Below are 23,762 nucleotides of genomic sequence, written 5' to 3' on the forward strand. Positions count from 1 at the left end.
AATCCGATACCTGCTGCAATGCGGGTCAATCTTGCGCGCCCGCCGAGACGGCTCCCATCGCCGCGGCGAAACCGCTACCAGCGACTCAGTCCGACGACTGTTGTACTCCAAGAGAAATCTCCACACCAGCTTCGACAGCTCCCGCGCCCAAAGCAAGGGGTTCCGGACAGTTCTTTCGTATTCCCACCATGGACTGCGCCGTCGAAGAGTCCGAAATTCGTCAAGCGCTTGAGCCTATTTCGGGGATACGCTCCTTGGGATTCCAGCTCGGAGCGCGCACATTGCGCATTGATGCGACTTCGGAGGCGTACCCGCTGGCGCTAGCGGCTATTCGCAAGGCAGGTTTCGACCCCGAGCCGCTGCCAGCGGCTGGCTCTGAGCCAGCTTTGGAAGGCGCTGAAGCGGCGCACGACCATGAGCATGGCATTTCGGGGGGCGTGTGGCGGATGGTGCTGGCCCTGGCTTTTGCGATCGGTGCAGAGATTCTTTCGTATCTCGCGCCTGACACGATGGCATGGAAGATAGGTGGCATGGCCGTGGCGGGCGTGGCGATTGGTCTTGCCGGTCTGGAGACCTATAAAAAGGGCATGGCAGCGCTGCTGCGCGGCAAGCTGAACATCAACGCCTTGATGGCGGTCGCCGTTACGGGGGCATTCTTCATCGGACAGTGGCCCGAAGCGGCCATGGTGATGGCGCTCTACGCCATTGCCGAGCTAATTGAAGCGAAAGCCGTCGATCGGGCCCGCAATGCCATCAAAGGCTTGCTGGACATGGCTCCAGCACAGGCGCTGATGCTCACACCCGACGGGTCGTGGGTGGAGACGCCGGTGGCATCCGTCGCGCTGGAGGCCACTGTTCGCATCAAACCTGGAGAACGCATCCCTCTTGATGGCGTGGTGATCAAAGGCAGCAGCGCAGTGAACCAGGCGCCAATCACGGGCGAAAGTATTCCGGTCGACAAAAGCACCGGAGACCAGCTGTTCGCAGGAACCATCAACGAAACCGGTGAACTGGATATGCGCGTCACCGCAGGTGCCAATGACACGAAGCTTGCGCGCATCATTCATGCGGTCGAGGAAGCCCAGGGAACACGCGCTCCTACCCAGCGATTTGTGGACCGGTTTGCGGCCATCTATACGCCAGCAGTTTTCGCCATTGCCATTGCTGTGGCGGTTTTGCTGCCGGTACTCACCAGCTTCACGTGGATGGAGGCACTGTACAAGGCGCTGGTTCTCTTGGTGATTGCTTGCCCTTGTGCTTTGGTCATATCCACTCCTGTTACGGTGGTAAGCGGTCTGTCGGCGGGTGCGCGCAGGGGTATCCTCATCAAGGGCGGGACATACCTGGAAGATGCTCGTCTCTTGAAGGCCGTGGCGCTGGATAAAACCGGCACCATCACAGAAGGCAAGCCCAAACTGGTGGCTTCGCGCGCCTGGGGCAGTGCTGACGAGTCCTCCGCCATGCAACTGGCGGCCGCCCTGGCAGCCCGATCAGACCATCCAGTGTCAAAAGCCATTGCGCTTGGGCTCGGTGTGCCGTCAGCCGAGGTCGACGGCTTTAAGGCCCTGCCAGGCCGGGGCGTCGAAGGGACGATCAATGGCCAGCGCCTGATCCTCGGCAACCATCGGTTCATTCACGAACAGGGGTTTTGCGGCCTAGAACTGGAAGCCGAGCTGGCCATTCATGAACAGCAGGGCCGCTCGATAACCATGCTTGCCGACGACAAACGCGTACTGGCCATACTTGCTGTTGCTGACACGATCAAGGAAACGTCCAAACAGGCTATCGTTGACCTTAAAGCGCTGGGCGTGACTCCAGTGATGTTGACGGGCGACAATGTTGCGACCGCGAAAGCGATTGCCGGGCTGGCAGGTATCGACGATGCCCGCGGGGACCTGCTGCCAGAGGCCAAGCTGGAAGCGATCAAAGAAATGCAGCAACGCTACGGCGCCACGGGCATGACAGGCGACGGCATTAACGACGCGCCGGCGCTGGCGCAGGCGGACATCGGCTTTGCAATGGGTGCCGCCGGCACTGACACCGCCATGGAAGCGGCCGACGTGGTCATCATGAATGACAACTTGCTGCGTGTGGCGGAGACGGTCCGCCTGTCCAAGCGCACACACGCCATCCTCTGGCAGAACATTACTTTGGCCCTTGGCATTAAAAGTGTGTTTTTAGTATTGGCCGTTGTCGGCGGCGCAACGATGTGGATGGCAGTGTTTGCGGACATGGGGGCCAGTTTGCTGGTGGTTGGCAACGGCTTGCGGCTGCTGCGAGGGTCTAAAGCGCCTTCCGTAATCAATAAAGGCAGCCTGGTCGGCCAACAGGAGCATCCTCATGCCCACTGATACCGCAGGTCACCTACCCGCCGACAGTCGACTGCAGAGCAGACAGCTCTATAAGCAACTGATGCAGGGGTTCGCTGAAAGCAAGGGGCAGGACATAGAGGGCCGCTGGCGTTGGCTCATGGCCGCGCATATTGTTGGACAACATCACTTTCCTCTTCATTGGCACAACCATCGCACGATGCTGAGCTTTGCGTTGTCCAAGCGAGACTATCCTGAAGTTTTTGGCCAGTTGTTCAGATTGAGTCTGGTGCCTGTAGGACACCTCATCGGCAAGCTGCCTAGTGGCAATATCGGCCGCGCCACTGTCAGCGCGTTCAAGCGGATGGAGCCTGATCAGGAAATGAAGCGATTGATCACCGAAGCGCGCGAAAAGTCTTCGAGGACAATGCTACTGGAGGGATCTGGTAACTCTCAGGCGAGGATGTGAGCGGGACGGACAGCACAGTAGCCCAGGGTCTCAGCCTCTCAGCCACCAAGAGGGCCTATGCCGCCCAAGATATGCAAACGCCTCAGGAAGCGTTCGAGCCGGACCGCTTAAACGAGGACAGCACCAGCAGTAATGCGCCACAGACAATGCCAATATCCGCAATATTGAATGCTGGCCAGTGCCAGTCCTGCCAATAGAAATCGAGAAAGTCAACGACATAGCCACGCATCGCCCGGTCCAGCCCATTGCCCAAAGCGCCGCCAAGAACGAGGCTGTAGCCCAGGCCCTCCGCCGTGCGAAGCGGCTTGCGCAAAACCCACACAAGCCAGGCTGAAACAAGCAAAGCAACAACCAGAAAGAAAAATCTTTGCCAACCACCGGCATCGGCGAGAAAGCTGAACGCCGCGCCCTGATTCCACACATGCACCAGATTAAAAAATGCCGTGACGGGCTGGCTCCACCTGAAGGGGGTGTATTCGTGCACCCAAAACTTCACCGCGTGGTCCGCGAGAAAAATGGCAAGCGCTACGCCATACCAAATTGCGGAGCCGCCGAGAATTGCGGGACTGTTTGCTGACGAGGAGATAACTGATGACGAAGGGTTGGACATTTTTAGTTGAGGTTACAGGGCTTCAAGCTAACCCCGATTCAATACGCGGCTCGCCAACTGCCCAGTACATATTCAGGAACTGTAAAGCTGCAAGTTTTACTTGACCTTGAAGTGGGTTGAGGGTTTCCAATCATGCATCACTTTGCTTTTACTAAAAATTCAATGTCTGCCCACTTGAAGTCCCGGCCTCTTCCCTTGCGCGGCGCGGGGGCTTTCGCGGCTGTTAGCATACGGTCCGTGAAACGTCTTGTTTGTCACTTCCTGATTGTCTGGCTGGCATTGCTTTCGGGCGGAGCCTATGCACACGCAGCAACCGATGCTGCGAAGGAGCTAAGCCATATAGTGGCCCACGCCACCGAGGCCCAGCTGGCAGTTGCGGATGGCACCGATGCGCGCTCCTACGCAGACGGGGGGCATGGGCACTCCGAGACCTGCAGCCAGAGCCACTGCGGCCACAGTCACACCACCGGCATGCTGACAATGGCTGATCTGCGTTTCAGTGACGCCGTGTCGGGTGCCGCGCGCCCCTCGCCGAAATTCTGGGCCAGCCGCGAACATCCCAACAGCATCGAGCGGCCCAAATGGAGCACCACCACCTCATTGGTGGTGAGCCTTTGACCTGACGGGCGCTTCAAAAGTCTTTCTTTTTCCAGTGGCCTGAGTGCAAAGGTTCGCCGAAGTCTTGATTTGCTTCGGAGAACGCTCTTGCTTGATTTTTCCTCTTTCCGGTTGTCGCGGCTTGCCTGCGCATGGCTGTTGGTGCCGGCCGCGATTACGCTCGCCAGTGCCCAGACAGCGCCGCCGCGCCCCATACCCTCCTTAGCCGGAGCCGCAGCGCCCACCGGCGGCACCACCCTGCGGGAGGCGGTGGACGCGGCCTGGGCCCTGAGCCCGGCGGCCCGCAGCGCAGACAGCCGCCGCGCCCAATTGCAGGCCAGGGAGCGCGCGGCATCGTCCTGGATTAACGGCTCCCCCAGCGCCTTGCTGGCGCAGCGCAGCGACCGCTTCAACAACAACGGCGGCTTGCGAGAATACGAAGCCGAGTTGGATTTGCCGATCTGGAGCCCGGGCGTGCGTAGTGCCGCGCAGCGTGAGTTGGCAGCTATGCGTTTAGGCTTCGATCCTCAGCAACAGGTAGCGAGGCTGAAACTGGCTGCGGAGGTGCGCGAAGCAGCCGCCAGCATGGCTGTAGCCCGTACTGAACGCGACCTGGCCGAACGCAAACACAGCGAAGCGCTTACGTTGGCGCAAGACGTGGCGCGCCGCGTGACAGCTGGCGACAGCGCCCGCGTAGACGGCTTGCAGGCGCAGTCCCTGGCCCAACGAGCCGCCAGCGGACGGGAGCAGGCGCAGCAGGCACTGGCCCGCCTGCAAAACCAGTGGCTAGCCCTGACCGGTCTGGCAGGTGTGCCGCTGCTGGATGAAACGCAGCCGTCCGCCAACCCCGTCTTGAGTCCTGAACACCCCGCATTACAGGCCGCGCAGACGCGGGTCCAGGCGGCGCAAGCAACGCTGGAACTGAGCGAAACCGACAAGCGCGACCCCATGTCAATCGGCGTCGGAATCACGCGGGAACGCTCGGCCTTTGGCGCCGCGAGCGAGAACAGCGTGCGTCTGGCGATAAAAATTCCCTTCGGCACGGACAACCGCAATGTGCCCCGCATCGCGGCAGCACGCGCAGAACTCGACGCCGCACAGGCCGAACTGGATGCTACCCAGCGGCAGGTACAGACCGAACTCGCATCGGCACTGGCCGAGCTCGACGCCGCCCGCCGCACGCAGGCCAGCATGGCCGAACGCGCGCGCCTGAGCAGTGAGGTGCAAAGCCTGGTGGCCAAGTCCTATCGTCTGGGCGAATCCGACCTGCCAACCCGTCTGCGTACCGACAGCGAAAAGTTTGAAGCCGATCTGTCCCTGGCGCGTGCCCGTGTGGGCCTTCAGCGCGCCGTTTCCCAATTGAATCAAGCCCTTGGATTGCTCCCATGAACCTCATTTACAAGCCAAATAAGCCTCTAGCCCATATCCAGAAGTCGTTAGTAGCTATTGTTTTCATAGCGTCGAGTTTGTTCGCCACGGCCTGGGCTGCGGGCGACCACGGCGCCGAGGCGCCAGCGGCGGCCGGCGCAGTCACCTCACCGCGTATGACCAGCCACTCCGACCTGTTCGAACTGGTCGGCGTTGTCGAAAACAGCGAGATGAAAATTTACCTGGACCGCTACGCCAGCAACGAGCCGGTTACAGATGCAAAGATCGAAGTCGAGGCCGGTGCAGCCAAAGGGATTGCCGCGCCCCAGCCGGACGGCAGCTACAGCTTCAAACATGACTTGCTGGGCCAGCCGGGTACGCTGGCCGTCAGTTTTGTCGTCGCCGCAGGCAAGGACACCGATTTGCTGGCCGGCGACCTGGTGATACCTGACCCGCATGCCGAAGACGATCATGCAGCCACGACACGGCCCTGGCTGCGCTGGGCAGCATACGTGGGCGCTGCTCTGCTACTGGCGGCTATTGCCGCTGCGGCATGGCGAAACCGCCGACGTAAAAGCCTGGCCGGCATCTTGATGGCCGTCTGCGCCCTGGGCCTGGGCGCAACAGCCACCCTGGACGCGAAGGCAGGACCGGGCCACGACCACGGCGACGAGTCCGCGCCCACTGCTGGCGGCAACGCCCCACGCCGTCTGGCCGACGGCGGCGTGTTTTTGCCCAAGGCCAGCCAGCGCCAACTCGGTGTGCTAACCGTGGTCGCCCAGGAGGCTTCTTTGCCGACTACGGTCGAACTCACGGGCAGGGTAGTACTCGACAGCAATGCCGGCGGCAAGGTGCAGCCGACGCAGGCCGGGCGCATCGAGGCTGGTCCGCGTGGCCTGCCGCAACTCGGGCAAGCAGTGCGCAAGGGCGAAGTCCTCGCCGTGGTGCGCGCCTCCAGCAGCGCGATTGACCGCGCCAACCAGCAGGCGCAAAGCGCCGAACTCAACGCCAGCCTGAACCTCGCCCGCCGGCGCGTGGAGCGTCTGCAGCAACTCGAAGGCACAGTACCGCAAAAGGATATTGAAGCCGCACAGTCAGACGTGGTCAGCCTGCAGCAACGTGCGGCAGCTGTCGCGGGCAGCGTGTCGGCCACCGAAGCCCTGGTGGCGCCCGTATCGGGCGTGATTGCCGCCGCCAACGTAGTAGCCGGTCAGGTGGTTGAAGGGCGCGAGGTGCTGTTCGAAATTGTCGATCCCGCGCGCATGAGTGTCGAAGCCAGCGCCTTTGATGCTGCGCTGGCCGCGAACATCGCGTCGGCCAGCGCCAGCCCGGCGCCCGGCGCAAGCGTGCCGCTGCAATTTGTAGGTGCGGGCAGCAGCCTGCGCGAAGGCGCGATTCCCCTGGTGTTTCGCACCCTGCCAAGCAAGAACGCTTTGCCCCTGTCGATCAACCAGCCGGTCAAGGTAACCGTGCAGACCAAAAGCCAGCTCAAGGGTTTTGCCGCTCCCCTGGGTGCTGTGGTCAAAAACGCCAGCAACCAGGACATGGTGTGGGTGCACACCGGCGCCGAAGTATTTCAGCCCCGCACTGTGCGCCAGGTGCCACTGGACGGCAGCACCGCCGCAATTGTTGATGGCCTGAAAACCGGTGATCGGGTAGTGACGCAAGGTGCGCCGCTGGTCAACCAGGTTCGCTGAAGCAGGGGCCGCACACATGTTCGAAAAACTCATACACGCCTCGCTCTCCAACCGCCTGATGGTGGTGGTGCTGTCGGTGGTGCTGCTGCTGGTCGGTGCGCTGACGCTGGTCCAGATGCCGGTGGACGTATTCCCCGATCTGAACAAACCGACGGTCACGCTGCAGGCCGAAGCCGGTGGCATGGCGCCTGAAGAAGTTGAGCAGCTCATCACTGCGCCGCTGGAGATTGCGATGGGCGGCATACCGGGCGTGGAAAGCATCCGCTCCATTTCCAGCGTTGGCCTGACCTTCGTCTACGTCACCTTCGATTGGAAAACCGACTTCTACCGCGCCCGCCAGATGGTGGGGGAACGGCTGCAACTGGCGCGCGAGCAATTGCCCCAAGGTGTGACACATGTCGGCATGGGGCCGATCAGCTCCATCATGGGCGAGATCATGCTGCTGGCCCTGCCGATTGACACCAGCAAGATCAGCCCGATGGCGGTGCGTGAATACGCAGATTTCGTGATGCGCCCGCGCCTGCTGACCTTGCCAGGCGTGGCCCAGGTGGTGCCGATAGGTGGCGAGGTGCGCCAGTACCAGGTGCAGCCCGACACCGCACTCATGGCAGCGCTGAAGATTGACCTCGAAAGCATCGAAGCGGCGCTCAAGGGTTTTTCGGGCAACTCCAGCGGCGGCTTTCTTGAGCTGAACTCGCGCGAGTACCTGATCCGCAACATCGGCCGCACTACGCGGCTGCAGGACCTGGAGCGCCTGCCGGTGGCGTTTCAAAACGGCAAGCCCATCCAGCTCAACCAGGTCGCCAAAGTCACCTTTGCGCCGGCCATCAAGCGCGGTGACGCCGGCCTGAACGGTCAGCCGGCGGTCATTCTGGGCATTCAGAAGCAGCCTGACGCCGATACCGTGGCACTGACGGAAAAAGTCGAGGCCGCCATCGAGGAGCTGAAGAAGGGCATGCCACCCGGCATGGGTACCCCCCAAGTCACCATGCGCCAGGCGAACTTTATTGAATCGTCTGTGAATACACTCAAAGGCAAGTTGATGCTGGCGTTTGCTGTTGTGGCGGTAGTGCTGTATTTATTTCTGCTGAACGTTCGCACCACCGTGATTTCTCTGGTGGCCATACCGATTTCGTTCATGGCAACCGTGCTGGTTTTCAAGTATTTCGGTTTCTCCATCAACACAATGACGCTGGGTGGTCTGACAATTGCCATCGGCGAGCTGGTAGATGACGCTGTGGTGGGTGTGGAAAATGTGCTGCGCCGCTTGAAAATGGACCGCGCAGCACATCCCACCCGACGACTTGGCCCCTTGGAGTTGATTGCCAAGGCCACTCTCGAAGTGCGCTCTGGCATCGTGATTGCCACCTTGATTGTTGTGCTGGTATTGGTGCCGCTATTCTTTCTGCCAGGTGTTGAGGGGCGCTTGATGCAGCCGCTGGCTGTGGCTTACATCGTCGCCATGCTTGCATCAATGCTCGTCTCGGTGACGCTCACGCCAGTGATGGCGTACTACCTGTTGCCGAAAATGAAAGGGCTGGACCATGGCGATACGCGGGCCCAGCTTTGGCTGAAAGCACGCTACGCCAAAGCACTTGCATATGTGCTGGGGCGTCCTCGCACATGGGTACTGGCCGGCGCTGCGGCGGCGGTGCTGGCCATGGCGGCCGTGCCGTTCTTTCCCACCACCTTTTTGCCCCCCTTCAACGAAGGCGTGGCACTGGTCGGTTTGCGCTTGAACCCCGGCACCACTCTTACAGAATCGGCTCGCATCGGAAGCATTGCTGAAAAAGCCCTGGCGGAAGTGCCGGAGGTGGAACATGTGGGCCGACGTTCGGGCCGTGCCGAGCTTGATGAACACGCCGAAGGGGTACATGTGTCGGAGCTGGACCTCAAGCTAAAACGCAGTGACCGCAGCATGGAAGATATCTATGCCGATATTCGCAAACGCGTGGCCACATTGCCAGCAGCCATCGGCATCGGACAGCCGATCAGCCACCGTATCGACCACATGTTGTCAGGCGTGCGCTCGCAAATCGCTGTCAAGATTTTTGGCGACGACCTGGACACTCTGCGCACGCAGGCCGAGGCGCTGCGCCAAAAACTCCTTGGCATCAATGGCGTGGTCGACCTTGAGGTGGAAAAGCAGGTGCTGACGCCGCAGATCAAGATCCAGGTGGACTATGACCGCGCGCTGGGCCTGGGCCTGCCGCCGGCCAAACTTCTGCAGGAGCTGCAGGTGCTGATCGATGGCGAAAAGGTCACGCAAATCGTCGAGGGCAGCCGCCGCTTCAACCTGGTGCTGCGCCTGCCTGAGGCCTCGCGCGGCATCGAAGGTCTGCGTAACCTGATGATAGACACACCCGGCGGACGGGTGCCGCTGAGCCAGCTCGCCAGCGTGGAGGAAGGCGACGGCCCGAACCAGGTCAGCCGCGACGATGGCCGCCGGCGCATCGTGCTGTCAGCCAACGCGCAAGGCCGGGCTCTGAGCGAAGTGGTGGCCGACATGCGGGCGGCAATTGCTGCAACCGACCTGCCGGAGGGCTATTTCATCACCATCGGCGGGCAGTTCCAGGCGCAGGAAGACGCGTCGCGCCTGATTGGTCTCCTGTCGCTCGCCTCAGTGGCAATGATCTTTTTAATTCTTTACTCGCGCTACAGATCCGCGGTACTGGCGGCCATCATCATGGCCAACATACCGCTGGCGCTGGTCGGTGCGGTGGTAGGACTTTGGCTTTCTGGGCAACCGCTGTCGGTCGCGGCGCTGGTGGGTTTTATCACCCTGGCAGGCATCGCGATCCGCAACGGCATTCTGAAGGTATCGCACTACATCAACCTCTGCGCCTTTGAAGGGGAGAACTTCGGCAATGCCATGTTGCTGCGCGGCTCGCAGGAGCGGCTCACGCCGGTGCTGATGACCGCGCTGGTGGCGGCACTGGCGCTGGCCCCGCTCTTGTTCGAGGCCGACATGCCGGGCACAGAAATACTGCACCCGGTGGCGGTGGTGATTTTCTCGGGACTGATCACCTCGACCCTGCTCGATTCCTTCTTGACGCCTGCCATGGTGGCCTTGTTTGGTCGCAAGCCAATTGAGGTGCTTGTCGCCGATTCCGGTTCTGAAACGTTTTAACCTCACCCGTTCATTTTTTATCACCCACTTGAAAGGTAACTTCAATGAAACTCCATCCCCTCGGTCTGGCCATCTGCCTTGCACTTTCCAGCACAGCCGCCCTGGCTGCTGGCAACCACGGCCACGACCCCAAATTCGGCGGCGTGGTGGTCGAAACCAAAGCGGGCGATCTGGAAATCGTCGCCAAGCCGGATGCCATCGTGATTTACGTCAGCGACCACGGAAACCCCATGAAGCTGGACGGCGCCAAGGCCAAGGTCACGCTGCTCAATGGCACCGACAAATCCGAAACCGAGCTGCTACCTGCCGGCGACAAGCTGGAAGCCAAAGGCGCCTTCAAGGTCGCCAAAGGCACCAAAGGTGTTGCGGTGGTCACGTTGGCAGGCAGGCCTCCGGCCACGGCGCGTTTTGAAGTGAAGTAAGCGTCAATCTGCGCAGCATGCTAGCTCGCGGCACGCCATCGTCACTTTGAGCACCAAAGGTGGGTACACCGCGATAAAACGCGTCCTGTAAGGACTGCTTAGAGCTGTCACCCTTGTTTGCAATTTTCATGCGTGACGGCCTTGTCAAGAAGGCCAGCGCTGGTGTTCATCGTCAATGACATAGGCATGGGAATGTCTGCGGTCGGCAGACGCTGTATCGGATTCGCCGCCGAGGTGTGGATGCTCCGGGACAAGGTCTTCGTGCCGATGCGAGAGTTCAATCGGATCTGCTGCCGGCCAAAGCCGCATCGAGAGCACCAACGCCGCGCTGGCGACTACCCCCAGCGTAACGAAACTGGCGGTCAAACCGAATTTGGCACCCAACCAGCCTGCTAGGGGGTAAGTTATCAGCCAGCAAGCATGAGACAAGGCGAACTGTGCTGCAAAGAGTGCCGGACGATCTGTATCGCTAGAAGAGCGGCGGAGCAGCCGCCCCGACGGCGTCTGCGCTAGCGAATAGCCAAGGCCCAGCACAAACCAAAGCGGCAGCAACACGGTGTAGCGGGAAGCCAGCGCAGCACCCACGAGAAGGCCAATGGCAATTACGCCAGCTCCCACCAGCATCGCGCGCCGTTCCGGGACACGGTCGAGCACTTTGGGTAACACCAACGCAATCAACATCGAACCAGCTCCGAAGCAGGCCAAAGCGATGGCGGTTGCGGTCTGAGTCAAGCCAAAACCAGCCTGCACCAGCACCACGGTGTTGACAATGACCATCGCACTGCCTGAGGCGATAGCGAGGTTGAGGGCGAGAAGGCCCCGCAGCCGCGGCGTGGCAAGGTAGATGCGTATCCCACGGGTGGTTCGCTCATAAATGCTGCGCTTCGGCGGAATCTTGGGTCGGGGCAGGACGGCTGAAACGACAAGTGCTGCGGAGGCCAGGAAGCCAACCACGGTACCGCCGAAGAGGCTGTGATAGCTGACCACGGTCAAAAGCAAGGCGGCCAGCATCGGGCTGACCAGGCTTTCGAGGTCGTAAGCCAGTCGAGACAGGGACAAGGCCTTGGTGTAGGCGTTCTCTCCGGGCAAAACGTCCGGAATTGTTGCCTGGAAGGTGGGTGTAAATGCGGCGGAAGCCGATTGCAGTACGAAGATCAATACATAGATCTCCCAGATCTGCGTCACAAAGGGCAGGATCAACGCCACAGCGGCTCGAACCAGATCCAGCGCCACCAGCACCGCGCGACGCGGAAGGCGCTCGGCGAGGGCCGATGCAATGGGGGCAATGCAAATGTAGGCCAGCATTTTGATGGCCAGTGCGGTTCCCAGGACGGCTCCAGCGTTTGCACCGGCCAGGTCGAAAGCAAGCAGGCCCAAGGCGACCGTGGCCAAACCGGTTCCCAGGAGCGCAATAACTTGCGCGAGAAACAGGTGCCGGTAAGTTCTGTTGGCGAGGACTTCAAGCATGTTTTGGTTCCCTCAAAAGGCTCGAAAATGCCGACATGGCCTGCCAAATGCGCCTCATCTGTGACGGTGATGACTTGACTTTAACCTATCCTGGGGGGTAGGATACCTATAAATGTCCGAAAACCATCTTCATACGGCTCATCCTGATGTGGTCAAGCGCCTGAAGCGGGCGCATGGGCATCTGAAAAATGTCATTGTCATGATCGAGGAAGAGCGATCGTGCATTGACATTGCCCAACAACTTCACGCGGTGGAGCGCGCCATCAGTGCGGCAAAGAAGTTGGTGATTCACGACCACCTGGATTACTGCCTTGAAGAGGTCGCAGGGGCAGGTCCTGCCGCAATGCGTTCTTCCATTGCGGAGTTCAAGGACATTACCAAGTATCTGTAAATGCGCAGAGCTACTCGAACCGTTCTGTCGATGTTGATGCTGGTCTTCCTGCTGACGAGCATGGGTGCACGCGGATTCCATTCGAAAGAATTTGTCCACGATTTGGACCATCACGGTCAAACAAGCGTTGCAACTCTGGACAGCGTCCACACACGTTCGTTTGAGCCTGGCGAAGCGTCTAAGGCAGACCCGATCGACGAACTGGAGCACCAGCTGTTTCACGCTGTCAGTACGCTGTACATGCTGGCGAGCGCTACTGCAAGTTTTTCCTGGGATGCTTCAGCCCAGATATTGGTGCCTGCCTCAAGTTCCTCCAGTCTGCCAGTAGCGGAGCTTGAGCCTCCCTTCCGACCTCCCCGAAGCTCCGCCTTCATCTAACTCCGCCTGCGCCGCGGAGTTCCTCGCGCTTTTTCTTTCTCCTGCTCGTCGAGCGGCGTAGCCACGTTTGGCACGTCTTCACACTATTTGAGGTTAGCCATGAGACTAAAAAATCCGTCCTTCCGGGGCCGCGTATACGCGGGTGCCGCAGCGGCGTTGTGCGTTTTCACACTTTCTGCGCAGGCACAGAGTCGGCCAGCCAAGTTTGCTGTTGCCAATGCGCAGGTGCAGGCTCTTGGCATCCAGACAGCGCCCTTGCAAACTCAGGCAGAGTCGGTGCGAACCAGTTTTCCTGCGCAGGTCGTGATTCCACCAAATGCGGAGCAGGTGATCAGTTCGCCGGTAACGGGTCTGATCTCTCAGTTGCTGGTGCAGCCGAACCAGATGGTGCGTGTCGGTGCGCCGTTGGTCCGCATTGCCAGCCCGGAACTTGGTCAACTGCAACTGCAACTGCTTCAGGCGAACACGCGCGCAACACTGGCAAGACAGGCGGCCAAGCGTGAACAGTATCTCTTTGGCGAGGGCCTCATTGCGCAGCGCCGTGTGCAAGAGGCTCAAGCTGCCTTGCAGGAAGCCGAGGCGACATTGAAACAGGCTAAAACAGCATTGCGACTGAGCGGTATGTCGATGGCGGCCATCGACAAGGTTGCTGCCTCTGGCAATCCCCAGGACAGCATGGTGCTGGCCGCAACGCAGGCGGGGGTTGTTACCGAGATCAAAGCCAAGCCAGGTCAACGGGTTGACTCGGCTACTCCTTTGATGCATCTGGCCCAGACCGATACGCTATGGCTCGAAATTCAGGTGCCAGTTGCCGAAAGCGCGAGTTGGGCACCGGGCAGCAAGCTGAAAGTTCAAGGGCGCGACATCACGGCGCAAATCATGAGCAGCAGCGCCATGGTGGCGTCCGGCAGTCAGATGGTGGTGATGCGCGCCCTTGTTCAGGGCAAAGCAGGCCAAGTACGCCCCGGCGAGTTGTTGACCGTCGAACTGCCGGCAGCTGCTACGGCTGGCGCATGGGATCTTCCACTTTCTGCGGTGGCTCATGACGGTGATCAGGGCTACGTTTTTGTGCGCACACCGGACGGATTTGAAGCGAGAGCTGTCAAAGTTTCGGCCAGCTCCGGTCAGCGCGTCCGGGTTCAGGGGCCCGTTAAAGCGGGCGAGGAGGTCGCGATCAGTGGCGTGGTGGCACTCAAGGGCGCATGGCTTAATGAAAAGGGGAGCAAGTAATGCTTTCCCGCCTTGTTCAATTTTCCCTGGCGCAACGTCTGTTTGTGCTGATGGCGACCTTGATGGTGGCCGGTGCAGGCTGGTACGCCTTGCGCGGCTTGCCGATCGACGCGTTCCCTGACGTATCCAGCACGCAAGTCAAAATCATCATGAAAGCGCCCGGGATGACCCCGGAAGAAGTTGAGAGCCGCATTGCGGTGCCGATTGAAGTCGAGATGCTCGGCATCCCAAAAACCAAAATTCTCCGCTCCGTCACCAAGTACGGTCTGGTCGATGTGACGATTGACTTCGAGGACGGCACCGACATTTACTGGGCGCGTCAACAGGTGAGCGAACGCTTGGGCGGCCTGACAGAAAATCTTCCTACCGGCATCTCCGGTGGCATGGCTCCGGTCACGACCCCGCTCGGAGAAATGTACATGTTCACGGTGGAGGGCGAGACGCTGTCCCTGGCGGAAAGGCGCAGCGTGCTCGATTGGGTTATCCGTCCTGCGCTAAGAACCGTGCCGGGCGTTGCAGACGTTAATGCGCTGGGGGGAGTCGTCAGAGCCTTTGAGGTGGTTCCGGATCAGGCCAGTATGGCGGCGAGTGGCGTGACCATCATGCAACTGAAGGAAGCGATCGGAGCGAACAATCGCAACGATGGTGCCGGCAGGCTTGGTGAAGGTGACGAAGTCTTGCTGGTCCGCAGCGAGGGCAGCATCACCAGCCTTGAAGATCTGCGCGCCATCGTGGTGACCATGAAGGATGGCGCACCCGTTCGCCTGGGTAACCTGGCCGAGGTCAAGATCGGGACTGTGACCCGCTACGGTGTTGTGACGCAAAGTGGACGCGGCGAGGCCGTGCAAGGCTTGGTACTGGGCCTGGCCGGAGCCAACGCGAAAATGGTGGTGGAGGGCGTACGCAAGAAGCTGGAGGAACTCCAGCCGACCCTGCCGGCAGGCGTCGAGATCAAGACTTTTTATGACCGCGCTTCGCTGGTTTCCAAGGCGGTTAACGCCGTCACGACCGCACTGATCGAAGCAACCGTACTGGTCATCGTGCTGCTCGGCCTCTTTCTGGGCAATATACGCGCGGCGCTGACGGTGGCCATGGTGCTCCCCTTGGCGGCGCTGATCACTTTCATCCTGATGCGGACCTTCGGCATGTCGGCCAACCTGATGAGCCTGGGCGGCTTGGCCATCGCGATCGGCATGCTGGTTGATGCTGCCGTGGTCGTTGTGGAAAACATCGTGCAGCGTCTGGCGACCGATCCCACCGCCGGCAAACTCCCCCGGTTACACACCATTTACCGGGCAGTGCGTGAAGTAGCGGTTCCGGTCACGGCCGGGATTTTGATCATCATCACCGTCTTTCTGCCGCTGCTCACTCTGCAAGGCCTGGAAGGCAAGTACTTTGTGCCGGTGGCGCTGACCATCGTCTTCGCCTTGGCCGGTTCGCTGGTGTTGTCGCTGACCATCATTCCGGTGTTGGCGTCTTACCTGCTGCGCGAAGTCAAACACGAAGACCCGTGGCTGCCGCGCAAGCTTTTGAAACTCTATGAACCAGCGCTTGTCTGGGGCCTGCAACGGCAGCGTGTCGTTGCAGCCGCCGCAGCTGTCATGCTTTTGGCGGCCGGGTTGATTTACACCCAGGTTGGCAAGACCTTCATGCCGACAATGGACGAAGGCGACTTGATCGTGGGCATTGAGAAACTCCCGTCGATCAGCCTGGAACAAAGCGCTGCGCTTGACCTGAAAATCCACCGCGCTCTTATGCAAGCCATCCCGGAAGTGCATGGCATCGTCGCGCGTGCTGGCTCCGATGAAATCGGCCTCGATCCGATGGGACTGAACCAGACCGATACCTACTTGCTGTTGAAGCCGCAAGGCGAGTGGCGCATGAAATCCAAAGAAGCGCTGATGGACGAGGTGCGCAAGGTCCTCGATCCCATGCCTGGTATCGAATACAGCTTCACGCAACCCATCGAAATGCGGGTTTCCGAGATGATCATCGGTGTGCGTGGCGACCTGGCCGTCAAGATTTTTGGCCCCGACCTGGACAAGCTGAACGAGTATGCAAACCAGGTAGAAACGCTGCTCAAGACCGTTTCTGGAAATCAGGACGTGTACACCGTGCAAAACGACGGTGTGCAGTATCTGCGGGTAGCGGTGGATCGTTTGCAGGCCGGGCGACTGGGCTTGAGCGTCGAGGAGATCCAGGATGCCCTGCGTACGCAGATTGAAGGCCAGCGGGCTGGCGTTGTTATTGAGGGCAACCGCCGCACGCCCATCGTCTTGCGTGGTGCCGAAAGTGTCCGGATGTCGCCAGCCGATTTCGGTGCCATGCGTATCACGACCAAGGATGGCAATACGGTCCCCTTGACCAGCGTCGCAAAACTTGAACGAGCAGCGGGTCCGGTCAAGATTGACCGCGAAATGGGGAGCCGTTACAGCGTGGTCATTGCCAACGTAGCCGGCCGGGACCTGGTGGGGTTTGTGGAAGAAGCAAGGACGCTGGTGACGCAAAAAGTGCCGCTAGACACAGGTTACCGCATCAGCTGGGGTGGTCAATTCGAAAACCAGCAGCGCGCCGCAGCCCGGCTGACGGTGGTCGTTCCGGTCGCACTGGGGTTGATTTTCGTGCTGCTTTTTTCTACCTTCCGGTCCGTGCGCCAGGCCCTGCTTATTTTGAGCATCATCCCGTTTGCGCTGGTGGGCGGAATCGTCGCCTTGTGGGTGACCGGCGAATACCTGTCGGTGCCGGCATCGGTGGGCTTCATCGCTTTGCTGGGCATCACGGTGCTCAATGGGGTCGTGCTGGTGAGTTATTTCAATCAACTCCAAAGCGAGGGAATGAAACTGAGTGAGGTCGTTTTGCAGGGAGCGAAGCGCCGGCTGCGGCCGGTGCTGATGACGGCCTCCATTACCGCCTTTGGCTTGATTCCGCTGCTGTTCGCAACCGGCCCAGGGTCCGAAATACAACGCCCACTGGCCATCGTCGTGATTGGCGGATTGATCACGGCCACAGCTTTGACCTTGATGTTGTTGCCCATCCTGTATTTACGCTTTGCGTTTCCGAAACGAAAGGTTTCCGATGTCTGAACTTTGCTTAACCATCCTTTGCCCGCCAGCCGTCGAGGAAAAACTACTCGACCTGCTCCTTTTGTCCCCCAACGCGGCGGTATTTACAAGTGCGCCGACAGCCGCTCATGGCCTGGCTTTCGGCAGCCTTAACCAGACCGAGCAGGTGCTCGGCCGCGCGTTTGCGACCCAGGTGCAAGTGGTTATTCCTGAAGCCGACCGGCAGGCACTGCTGGGCGATATCCAAGAGCAGTTTGCCGGTGCTGGCCTGCGTTACTGGATAACGCCAGTCATCGACGCGGGAGAAATTGCATGATGATTCGACTGCTCTTGGCAACCCTGATCATGGTGGCTGGTTCTGCCTACGCACTGCAGCCACCGAATGTCCCCGGACTTTTGCCTATGGAGATCGCGCGTCCTCTGTTGGAGCAGGACCCGCGTGTGGCTGCTGCGCGCGCAGGTTTGGAGGTCGCAAAGCAAGAGGCCAGCATTCTTGACAAATCACCTTACGAATGGACCGGCAAGGCACTGGGGCAGCGGCGATCTCTCGACACGGGGCCCCGCTACCGGGAGTGGAACGTCGGCATTGAGCGGACCATCAGACTTCCCGGCAAGGGCTCGGCTGACCGCAACATCGGTAAGGCCACTATCGAGGAGTCCGAGGCACGGTATGGAGAGGCGTTGCATGAATCCGCCCGAGAACTGGCTTCACTCTGGGTGGATTGGCTTGCTGCGGAGCGCGGTCGCGAGCTGGCTGCGTCAAATCTTGTGGCGGTGCAGGAAAATCTGAAGGCGGTAGACAAACGCCTCCGTGCTGGCGACGCATCCAAACTTGATCTCAACCTTGCTAGCGCCGAGCTAGCGGAGCAAAAACGGATGGACAACGATGCTCGAACGCAGGCTTCGGCTGCCTGGGCTCGACTGTCGGTCCGTTTCCCCGGTATCAACCGCCAAAGCGTGCTTTTGCCGGCCCCCATGTTGATTGCTGAGGATGAGGCCCTGTGGCGGGATCGGATCATTGGCGAAAGCGACGAACTCAAGGTTGTGCAGACCCAGTTGCGTATAGCGCAAGCCCAAGCCGACCGTGCGCAGGCCGACCGGGTTCCCGATCCGACTTTTGGCGTTTACACGGCTTCGGAGGTCGGTGGCCGCGAACGGATTTCAGGTATCACCCTCAGTATTCCCCTGCCTGGAGGCTTGCGCGATTCACGCAGTTCCAAGGCTCTGGCGGCCGTTGAAGTGGCCCGTAATGCCGCTGACCTCAAGAAACGTGAGCTCGAAACCGAGATTGCCTCGGCATTGGTCACTGCCCGGGGAACATATGAAAGCCTGCAGATTGCCAACGAGGGCGCTCTCGCCATGCAGGAAAACGCCAAGCTGGTGCAACGCGCTTACGCACTCGGTGAGGGAGATTTGCAAACTTTGTTGCTGGCGCGCCGGCAGACCACCGCTGCAGCCAATAGCGCATTGCTCGCGCAGGTTGGCGCTTTGAAAGCTTACTACGGGCTGCTGATTGACGCGCACCTGATATGGGGTTTGGACAGTGAGTGACGAGAGATCGATTTCAAAAGTGACGAAAGGCAACGAGGTGAATGTGCGTTCAGTCAACCTCCACGCTCACTATCAACAATCTGTCTGTGAAGGAAAACAGAATGAAGCTGACATCTAAATATTTACTGCCGATGGCTTCTTTGTTGGTTCTGGGCGGTTGTCAGACCATCTACGAAGGCAAGTATGACTGGGACGAAGGTTGGCGCCCCGGTACGGTGCTCGAGGTTGGTTCAGCGGATCAGGCTGCCAAAGAGCCTTTTCGGGATTGTCGTAAGGGTCTTAGCGTTGTGGAGAAAAGTGCAGTCAAGTTTGCGGTGGTGAGATATTCCCATTTAAGTCACCCCCAAAAAGCAGTGATCCCAATTGCACCCGAATCGACATGGAGCCGCGGGGACCCGGTATACATCAACGTTCTGAATTGCCAAATTGCCTTGGAGCGACGATCAAATGGTGGCTAGTTGACTGACCAGCCATCCCGACACTAGATTGGCCCGACTTCCATCAAATTTCACCGCATTCTGGTGGCCAGTTCCTGCGACGGAACACTCGCTCCGTACCGAACGGCCGGAGACAAGAGATCTCCGGTCCTGATCGGCATCACTCGTGGCTGTGTCCGTGACCGCCTTTTCCATGTGAGCCGGCCTTCTCGCATCCGGCCAGCGTGGCCAGGAAGACGACCATAAGAATGGCGCTGACAACAGTATTGAGAGTTTTCAGAAGAGTACTGAATCGAAGAGGCTTGCAGAGGGTGTGTTCAAGGCGGGCGCCACGGCAAAGGGCGCAGCGCCCTTCATTCACATCATTTTTTTGATATCGGTGTAATCACCGCGCGTGCGCAGGATGACCTTGACGTTTGACTTGCCCCGATTGCGCCAGTACCAGCCGTGGTTGCCCGTGAATGCGGCTTCCAGCACGCCGTCATCTGACGCAACCGCACGGCCTTTCTCGTAGCTGATCGACTTGCCAGATGCATCACCGTGGGTGTCGAAGTTGACCACACCGCCCTCGACGACCCACGAATATTGAGCCTTGGCGCCTTGGACCATCTTCAGCTTGATTTCCGTGCCCTCTCCTGGAGTCAGAGTAACGGGCATCTCGTCGCGCCATTCAATCTTGGGGGCGGCAGCTTGGATTGTCTCCTTCGGGGTAGTTGCCGCCGCTGGACTTGCGGGCGATGGGGTCGCATCGACCGCAGCCATGCCCGTCGCTGCTCCGGCCGCCGGTGACTGTGTTGCCGATGTCGCGGTGGCAGCATCGGCTGCGGCCTGCGACGCCAGCTGTTGCTTGACGTCGCCCATTTCAGTCATACGCAGGACTCGACCGATGCCGGTGGGATCGATGCCGTATTCGGCCGGAAGCACGACCGCAACCAGCAGCACCAGCGCCGAAATGACGGCCAGGATGGTGGAGCGCACAAGCTGTTTGGAAGAGGGCAGTTCGGCGCGCAGGGGGGTATCGCTGTTATACATGTTGAATATTCCTTGGGTGTTCAGGACACAAAGTAGCCGGTGAGCTGCATGCCCACCAGAATGAAGCCCGCGCTCATCATGGCGACGTTGGCTGTGTAGGCGTGGCGGATGAAGCTGGGTGTGCGGCGCCAGTAGCTCATGCCAATCAGGATGACCGCCAATGCCAGCAACTGGCCGATTTCCACACCCACGTTGAAGGCCAGCAGGTTGGGTAGCAGTCCGTCGGGTGAGATCTCGTACTCCTGGATCTTGGTCGCCAAACCAAAGCCGTGAAACAGGCCAAACACCAGGGTCGCGATCCTGGTGTTGGGCTGGAACCCCAGCCATCGCTGGAAAGCACCGATGTTGTCCAGAGCCTTGTAGACGACGGACAGACCGATGATCGCGTCGATCAGGTAGCTGTTGATTTCGACGTTGAAGTAAACGCCCAGGATCATGGTGGTGGAATGACCCAACGCAAACAGGCTCACATAGATGCCGATGTGCTGGATCCGGTAGAGGAAGAAAATCACGCCGAACAGAAACAGGATGTGGTCGTAACCCGTCATCATGTGTTTGGCGCCCAGGTACATGAAGGGCAGCAGATTGATGCCCGAAATTTCCTGGATATAGCCCTTGTCGCCTGCGGTGACTGCGTGGGCCAAGGCCTCTGTGCCGCCAACGAAAAGGCAGATGAAGAATGCCGAAAGAAGCAAGAGACGGGATCGCCAGATCGCCCATGGCGAACGTGGCAGCCTGTCGTGAACATGGCCGTGCATAAAGACTCCTGTGGTCTGAAAGAAAGGGAAGCGCTGCGTGGCGCAGCGCGAGGACGGGAAGCGTCTCAGCCCATGGGCGGGCGTTCGAGCCGGGACGCCTGAATCATTTCAATCCGCGGCTGCACCAGCCCCCGCCAGCCGGGAAGCTGCGGTGCTGCAGAACTCCAGGCAACGGGCAAGGCATGGGCCTTGTCGTGCGAATGATCCGCCCCGTGGTGGGGATGGTCGGCACCTGCACTCTGATTCACCATCGCCAATTCGCCGCCTCTGTCCTCGTGCACATGTCCGTGCGACTCGGCCGAGGAAGATGGAGCGCCGTGGAGCGCTGCTGCGATGACTGCGAGGCCATGGGAGCCCGTGCTCCCCATCGAGGAGATGATCGTCCCGAACAGGATCACCACCAGAACCAGCCATCGCACGCCCAGCGTTGCCCCGTCAGGGCGCAAGGAGCATGAGACAAGCAAGGTCATGGAGTGCAATTGAGTTTCAAGGCCAAAGATGGGGATTATAGTAACCCCCCCGGGAGGATAAAGTCAGCCATGAAACAACCGCATACACATGCATCTCATCCAGCCATCATCAAACGCCTGCGCAGAGCCAGTGGGCACTTGAGCAGCACCATGGACATGCTGGAGCAGGGCCGACCCTGTCTCGATGTCGCGCAACAGCTGCAGGCGGTGGAGAAAGCGATTCAGCAAGCCAAAAAAGCCCTGATCCAGAGCCATCTGGACCACTGCCTTGAAGATCTCGTGGGCCCTCTGGGTGTCGGCCAGCGCCACTCCCTGGACGAATTCAGGGAAATCACACGCTACCTCTGAACCATGGGCTCCCACTGTTCCCGAGCGCATCGACCCCGAGACACAACATGCTTGACGTTCTTTCCCACCGCACCTACCGCCATTTGTTTGCCGCTCAGGTGATTGCCTTGTTCGGAACCGGGCGGGCCACGGTGGCGCTCGGGCTGCTGGCCTTTGACCTGGCCGGCGACAACGCGGGTATGGTGCTGGGCACGGCGCTGGCCATCAAGATGATCGCCTACGTTGGCGTGGCGCCGGTTGCAGCTGCATTTGCCGAGCGCCTGCCCAGGCGCACCATGCTGGTCACGCTGGATCTGGTTCGGGCGGCTGTGGCGCTGCTGCTGCCATTTGTCTCCCAGATCTGGGAGGTGTACGTGCTGATTTTCGTGCTGCAGTCGGCGTCGGCTGCCTTCACGCCCACTTTTCAGGCCACCATTCCCGACGTGTTACCAGAGGAAAAGGACTACACCAAGGCCTTGTCGCTCTCACGCCTTGCGTACGACATGGAGAGTCTGGTCAGCCCTATGCTGGCAGCTGCTCTGCTTACTGTGATCGGGTTTCACGATCTGTTTGCCGGCACAGTGGTGGGCTTCCTGGCATCGGCGGCGCTGGTGGTGTCGGTGGCGTTACCGGCACATCCGGCTCCGCAGCGCCGTGGTATCTACGACCGGACCACGCGCGGGCTGCGCATCTACCTGGCCACACCCCGGTGCGCGGGCTGCTTGCCGTCAATGGGGCCGTGGCTGCGGCAGGCTCCATGGTGTTTGTCAACACGGTGGTGATTGTTCAGGTCGGGTTGGGCCTGACCCAGAGCGCGGTGGCTTTGGCGTTGGCGTTGGCGTTGGCGTTGGCCAGTTTCGGCGCCGGTTCCATGGTGGCTGCACTGGTTTTGCCACGCCTGTTGGAGAAACTGACTGATCGCAGTGTGATGCTGGGCGGCATTGGGGTGATGGTCGCGGGCCTGTTCGCGGGAACCCTGGTGGTAGGACATGCTTCGCTGATGGTCTTGTGGTTCGTGCTCGGTCTTGGCTACTCCACTGCCCAGACGCCCTCCGGGCGCTTGTTGCGGCGATCCTCGAACCCCGAAGATCGCCCTGCGTTGTTTGCCGCGCAGTTCGCGCTTTCTCACGCCTGCTGGCTGTTCTTATACCCCTTGGCCGGCTGGCTCGGTACTCGCTTTGGGATGACCGCGACGTTCGTGATGCTGGGCTGTGCAGGCGCATTGGCCGTCTTGGTCACCACGATGGTCTGGCCATCTGAGGATCCCGACATCATCGAGCACGAACACCCGGACTTGCCGGCCGGGCACACGCACACCCAGGGTGCTGTCGACAATGGCGATCGGGTGCGTCATGCGCATGCTTTCGTGGTCGATCACCAGCACTCCCACTGGCCCAGCGCGGGTCGCTGATGTCGGAACTTGCGGCCTGCACTTACGGCGCCGCGTGCGCGGATGAAGCTTGCTGGGCAGAACCTTCAAGAAGTCGGAAAGGCCGTCAGATAAATCAACATGGCGCCTTTTCGAGAGCTTCACACAGTAGGGAGCGGACATTTGCGACAAAAAATGCCGTTATTCTCATACAGGTTGTTGAATTGCACTGAAGTCTGACCAGTTTTCCATCGAATCTTGACCCACACTCTTTGCGAGCTCATCGGCTTCATCTATCGTCTCCTGGTTGCCTGCAGCGACAGCGCGGCAGATCACTCAATAGTGGACTTGATTAGAGTTTCCCTTGGCGGGAGTATGGTAGCCCTTGCGTTCCGAAGTTGACCGTCTAAAAATTGGCGCAGACCTCCCCCAATCAGAGGATGCAATCGGGACAGACAGGGATTACTATCAAATACCGTAAGCTCAACGGCCGAGATGAAATTTTCCGCGCTTGCATAAACCGTGATGGCTTTGACGCAACTTCTCTTTAACGCGGTCGTCTATATCGATCCAACGACAATCAATCAAGGAATATACGTGGCTCAAAGTACACCTAAAAAACCGGGGCATCCCGAGCATCCAGAGCATCCGAATGTGCCGCCAGGTCCGCCTCTCCAAGTCCCCCCTG

At 59.8% G+C, this 23,762-nt stretch carries 20 protein-coding genes and 1 pseudogene; 16 read left to right on the plus strand and 5 right to left on the minus strand.

The window, feature by feature from the left end:
- Positions 1-116: 116 nt before the first annotated feature.
- Both PSV26_RS11785 and PSV26_RS11790 read left to right on the plus strand, forming a co-directional pair.
- Positions 117-2,351, plus strand: a complete 2,235-nt coding sequence (locus tag PSV26_RS11785; RefSeq protein WP_300571742.1) for a heavy metal translocating P-type ATPase — start codon at positions 117-119, stop codon at positions 2,349-2,351.
- Positions 2,341-2,778, plus strand: a complete 438-nt coding sequence (locus tag PSV26_RS11790; RefSeq protein ID WP_300570919.1) for a DUF3703 domain-containing protein — start codon at positions 2,341-2,343, stop codon at positions 2,776-2,778. Before PSV26_RS11785 ends, PSV26_RS11790 begins: the two co-directional genes overlap by 11 nt.
- Before the next feature lie 82 nt (positions 2,779-2,860).
- Here the strand turns inward: PSV26_RS11790 and lspA are convergent, their stop codons facing one another.
- On the minus strand, positions 2,861-3,388 hold the full coding sequence (lspA, locus tag PSV26_RS11795; RefSeq protein WP_300570921.1) for a signal peptidase II: 528 nt from the start codon (positions 3,386-3,388) through the stop codon (positions 2,861-2,863).
- 237 nt (positions 3,389-3,625) lie between these two features.
- On the opposite strand from lspA, the gene PSV26_RS11800 reads away from it, so the two are divergent.
- From PSV26_RS11800 to PSV26_RS11820, 5 genes are all read left to right on the plus strand, one after another.
- Positions 3,626-4,006: a hypothetical protein gene (locus tag PSV26_RS11800; RefSeq protein WP_300570923.1), complete on the plus strand. Its 381-nt coding sequence runs from the start codon at positions 3,626-3,628 to the stop codon at positions 4,004-4,006.
- An 87-nt stretch (positions 4,007-4,093) separates the two neighbouring features.
- Positions 4,094-5,374, plus strand: coding sequence for a TolC family protein (locus PSV26_RS11805; protein WP_300570925.1), 1,281 nt, complete (start codon positions 4,094-4,096; stop codon positions 5,372-5,374).
- Positions 5,371-7,050: an HlyD family efflux transporter periplasmic adaptor subunit gene (locus PSV26_RS11810; protein WP_300570927.1), complete on the plus strand. Its 1,680-nt coding sequence runs from the start codon at positions 5,371-5,373 to the stop codon at positions 7,048-7,050. The genes PSV26_RS11805 and PSV26_RS11810 overlap by 4 nt, the downstream gene beginning before the upstream one ends.
- Before the next feature lie 16 nt (positions 7,051-7,066).
- The gene (locus PSV26_RS11815) at positions 7,067-10,180 is read left to right on the plus strand and encodes an efflux RND transporter permease subunit (protein ID WP_300570930.1); all 3,114 of its coding nucleotides are present in this window, start codon (positions 7,067-7,069) and stop codon (positions 10,178-10,180) included.
- Positions 10,181-10,224: 44 nt separating this feature from the next.
- On the plus strand, positions 10,225-10,602 hold the full coding sequence (locus tag PSV26_RS11820) for a hypothetical protein (RefSeq protein WP_300570933.1): 378 nt from the start codon (positions 10,225-10,227) through the stop codon (positions 10,600-10,602).
- 144 nt (positions 10,603-10,746) lie between these two features.
- Here the strand turns inward: PSV26_RS11820 and PSV26_RS11825 are convergent, their stop codons facing one another.
- Complete coding sequence (locus PSV26_RS11825; RefSeq protein ID WP_300570936.1) at positions 10,747-12,069, minus strand: MFS transporter; 1,323 nt, start codon at positions 12,067-12,069, stop codon at positions 10,747-10,749.
- Between the two features lie 112 nt (positions 12,070-12,181).
- Between PSV26_RS11825 and PSV26_RS11830 the strand changes: the two genes are divergently transcribed.
- From PSV26_RS11830 to PSV26_RS11860, 7 genes are all read left to right on the plus strand, one after another.
- Positions 12,182-12,460 (plus strand): metal-sensing transcriptional repressor, encoded by a 279-nt coding sequence (locus tag PSV26_RS11830; RefSeq protein ID WP_300570939.1) that lies wholly within the window; start codon positions 12,182-12,184, stop codon positions 12,458-12,460.
- Between the two features lie 30 nt (positions 12,461-12,490).
- On the plus strand, positions 12,491-12,838 hold the full coding sequence (locus tag PSV26_RS11835; protein ID WP_300570941.1) for a hypothetical protein: 348 nt from the start codon (positions 12,491-12,493) through the stop codon (positions 12,836-12,838).
- 99 nt (positions 12,839-12,937) lie between these two features.
- Positions 12,938-14,068 (plus strand): efflux RND transporter periplasmic adaptor subunit, encoded by a 1,131-nt coding sequence (locus tag PSV26_RS11840; protein WP_300570944.1) that lies wholly within the window; start codon positions 12,938-12,940, stop codon positions 14,066-14,068.
- Positions 14,068-17,151 (plus strand): CusA/CzcA family heavy metal efflux RND transporter, encoded by a 3,084-nt coding sequence (locus tag PSV26_RS11845; RefSeq protein WP_300570947.1) that lies wholly within the window; start codon positions 14,068-14,070, stop codon positions 17,149-17,151. Before PSV26_RS11840 ends, PSV26_RS11845 begins: the two co-directional genes overlap by 1 nt.
- The gene (locus tag PSV26_RS11850) at positions 17,144-17,446 is read left to right on the plus strand and encodes a DUF3240 family protein (protein WP_300570949.1); all 303 of its coding nucleotides are present in this window, start codon (positions 17,144-17,146) and stop codon (positions 17,444-17,446) included. The genes PSV26_RS11845 and PSV26_RS11850 overlap by 8 nt, the downstream gene beginning before the upstream one ends.
- A complete protein-coding gene (locus PSV26_RS11855) occupies positions 17,443-18,681 on the plus strand; it encodes a TolC family protein (protein ID WP_300570951.1) in 1,239 nt (412 codons plus the stop codon). The genes PSV26_RS11850 and PSV26_RS11855 overlap by 4 nt, the downstream gene beginning before the upstream one ends.
- A gap of 101 nt (positions 18,682-18,782) precedes the next feature.
- A complete protein-coding gene (locus PSV26_RS11860) occupies positions 18,783-19,139 on the plus strand; it encodes a hypothetical protein (RefSeq protein ID WP_300570953.1) in 357 nt (118 codons plus the stop codon).
- 336 nt (positions 19,140-19,475) lie between these two features.
- Here the strand turns inward: PSV26_RS11860 and PSV26_RS11865 are convergent, their stop codons facing one another.
- From PSV26_RS11865 to PSV26_RS11875, 3 genes are all read right to left on the minus strand, one after another.
- The gene (locus tag PSV26_RS11865) at positions 19,476-20,150 is read right to left on the minus strand and encodes a transmembrane anchor protein (RefSeq protein ID WP_300570955.1); all 675 of its coding nucleotides are present in this window, start codon (positions 20,148-20,150) and stop codon (positions 19,476-19,478) included.
- A gap of 20 nt (positions 20,151-20,170) precedes the next feature.
- On the minus strand, positions 20,171-20,908 hold the full coding sequence (locus PSV26_RS11870) for a HupE/UreJ family protein (protein WP_366946005.1): 738 nt from the start codon (positions 20,906-20,908) through the stop codon (positions 20,171-20,173).
- A gap of 65 nt (positions 20,909-20,973) precedes the next feature.
- Positions 20,974-21,378, minus strand: a complete 405-nt coding sequence (locus PSV26_RS11875) for a hypothetical protein (protein ID WP_300570958.1) — start codon at positions 21,376-21,378, stop codon at positions 20,974-20,976.
- A 69-nt stretch (positions 21,379-21,447) separates the two neighbouring features.
- On the opposite strand from PSV26_RS11875, the gene PSV26_RS11880 reads away from it, so the two are divergent.
- Positions 21,448-21,726, plus strand: a complete 279-nt coding sequence (locus PSV26_RS11880; protein ID WP_300570961.1) for a metal-sensing transcriptional repressor — start codon at positions 21,448-21,450, stop codon at positions 21,724-21,726.
- A 47-nt stretch (positions 21,727-21,773) separates the two neighbouring features.
- A pseudogene (locus tag PSV26_RS11885) lies at positions 21,774-23,116 on the plus strand (MFS transporter).
- Positions 23,117-23,762: the final 646 nt, after the last annotated feature.

It is taken from the genome of Polaromonas sp. (assembly GCF_029945685.1).
Taxonomy (GTDB): Bacteria; Pseudomonadota; Gammaproteobacteria; order Burkholderiales; family Burkholderiaceae_C; genus Polaromonas.

Excerpts from the sequence above, each read along its gene's own strand:
- PSV26_RS11845 (WP_300570947.1), top strand. The coding sequence starts at position 14,068 with ATGCTTTCCCGCCTTGTTCAATTTTCCCTGGCGCAACGTCTGTTTGTG.
- PSV26_RS11830 (WP_300570939.1), top strand. The coding sequence starts at position 12,182 with ATGTCCGAAAACCATCTTCATACGGCTCATCCTGATGTGGTCAAGCGC.
- PSV26_RS11850 (WP_300570949.1), top strand. The coding sequence starts at position 17,144 with ATGTCTGAACTTTGCTTAACCATCCTTTGCCCGCCAGCCGTCGAGGAA.
- PSV26_RS11880 (WP_300570961.1), top strand. The coding sequence starts at position 21,448 with ATGAAACAACCGCATACACATGCATCTCATCCAGCCATCATCAAACGC.
- lspA (WP_300570921.1), bottom strand. The coding sequence starts at position 3,388 with ATGTCCAACCCTTCGTCATCAGTTATCTCCTCGTCAGCAAACAGTCCC.
- PSV26_RS11815 (WP_300570930.1), top strand. The coding sequence starts at position 7,067 with ATGTTCGAAAAACTCATACACGCCTCGCTCTCCAACCGCCTGATGGTG.
- PSV26_RS11875 (WP_300570958.1), bottom strand. The coding sequence starts at position 21,378 with ATGACCTTGCTTGTCTCATGCTCCTTGCGCCCTGACGGGGCAACGCTG.
- PSV26_RS11835 (WP_300570941.1), top strand. The coding sequence starts at position 12,491 with ATGTTGATGCTGGTCTTCCTGCTGACGAGCATGGGTGCACGCGGATTC.
- PSV26_RS11825 (WP_300570936.1), bottom strand. The coding sequence starts at position 12,069 with ATGCTTGAAGTCCTCGCCAACAGAACTTACCGGCACCTGTTTCTCGCG.
- PSV26_RS11865 (WP_300570955.1), bottom strand. The coding sequence starts at position 20,150 with ATGTATAACAGCGATACCCCCCTGCGCGCCGAACTGCCCTCTTCCAAA.
- PSV26_RS11860 (WP_300570953.1), top strand. The coding sequence starts at position 18,783 with ATGAAGCTGACATCTAAATATTTACTGCCGATGGCTTCTTTGTTGGTT.
- PSV26_RS11820 (WP_300570933.1), top strand. The coding sequence starts at position 10,225 with ATGAAACTCCATCCCCTCGGTCTGGCCATCTGCCTTGCACTTTCCAGC.
- PSV26_RS11790 (WP_300570919.1), top strand. The coding sequence starts at position 2,341 with ATGCCCACTGATACCGCAGGTCACCTACCCGCCGACAGTCGACTGCAG.
- PSV26_RS11855 (WP_300570951.1), top strand. The coding sequence starts at position 17,443 with ATGATGATTCGACTGCTCTTGGCAACCCTGATCATGGTGGCTGGTTCT.
- PSV26_RS11840 (WP_300570944.1), top strand. The coding sequence starts at position 12,938 with ATGAGACTAAAAAATCCGTCCTTCCGGGGCCGCGTATACGCGGGTGCC.
- PSV26_RS11870 (WP_366946005.1), bottom strand. The coding sequence starts at position 20,908 with ATGCACGGCCATGTTCACGACAGGCTGCCACGTTCGCCATGGGCGATC.
- PSV26_RS11810 (WP_300570927.1), top strand. The coding sequence starts at position 5,371 with ATGAACCTCATTTACAAGCCAAATAAGCCTCTAGCCCATATCCAGAAG.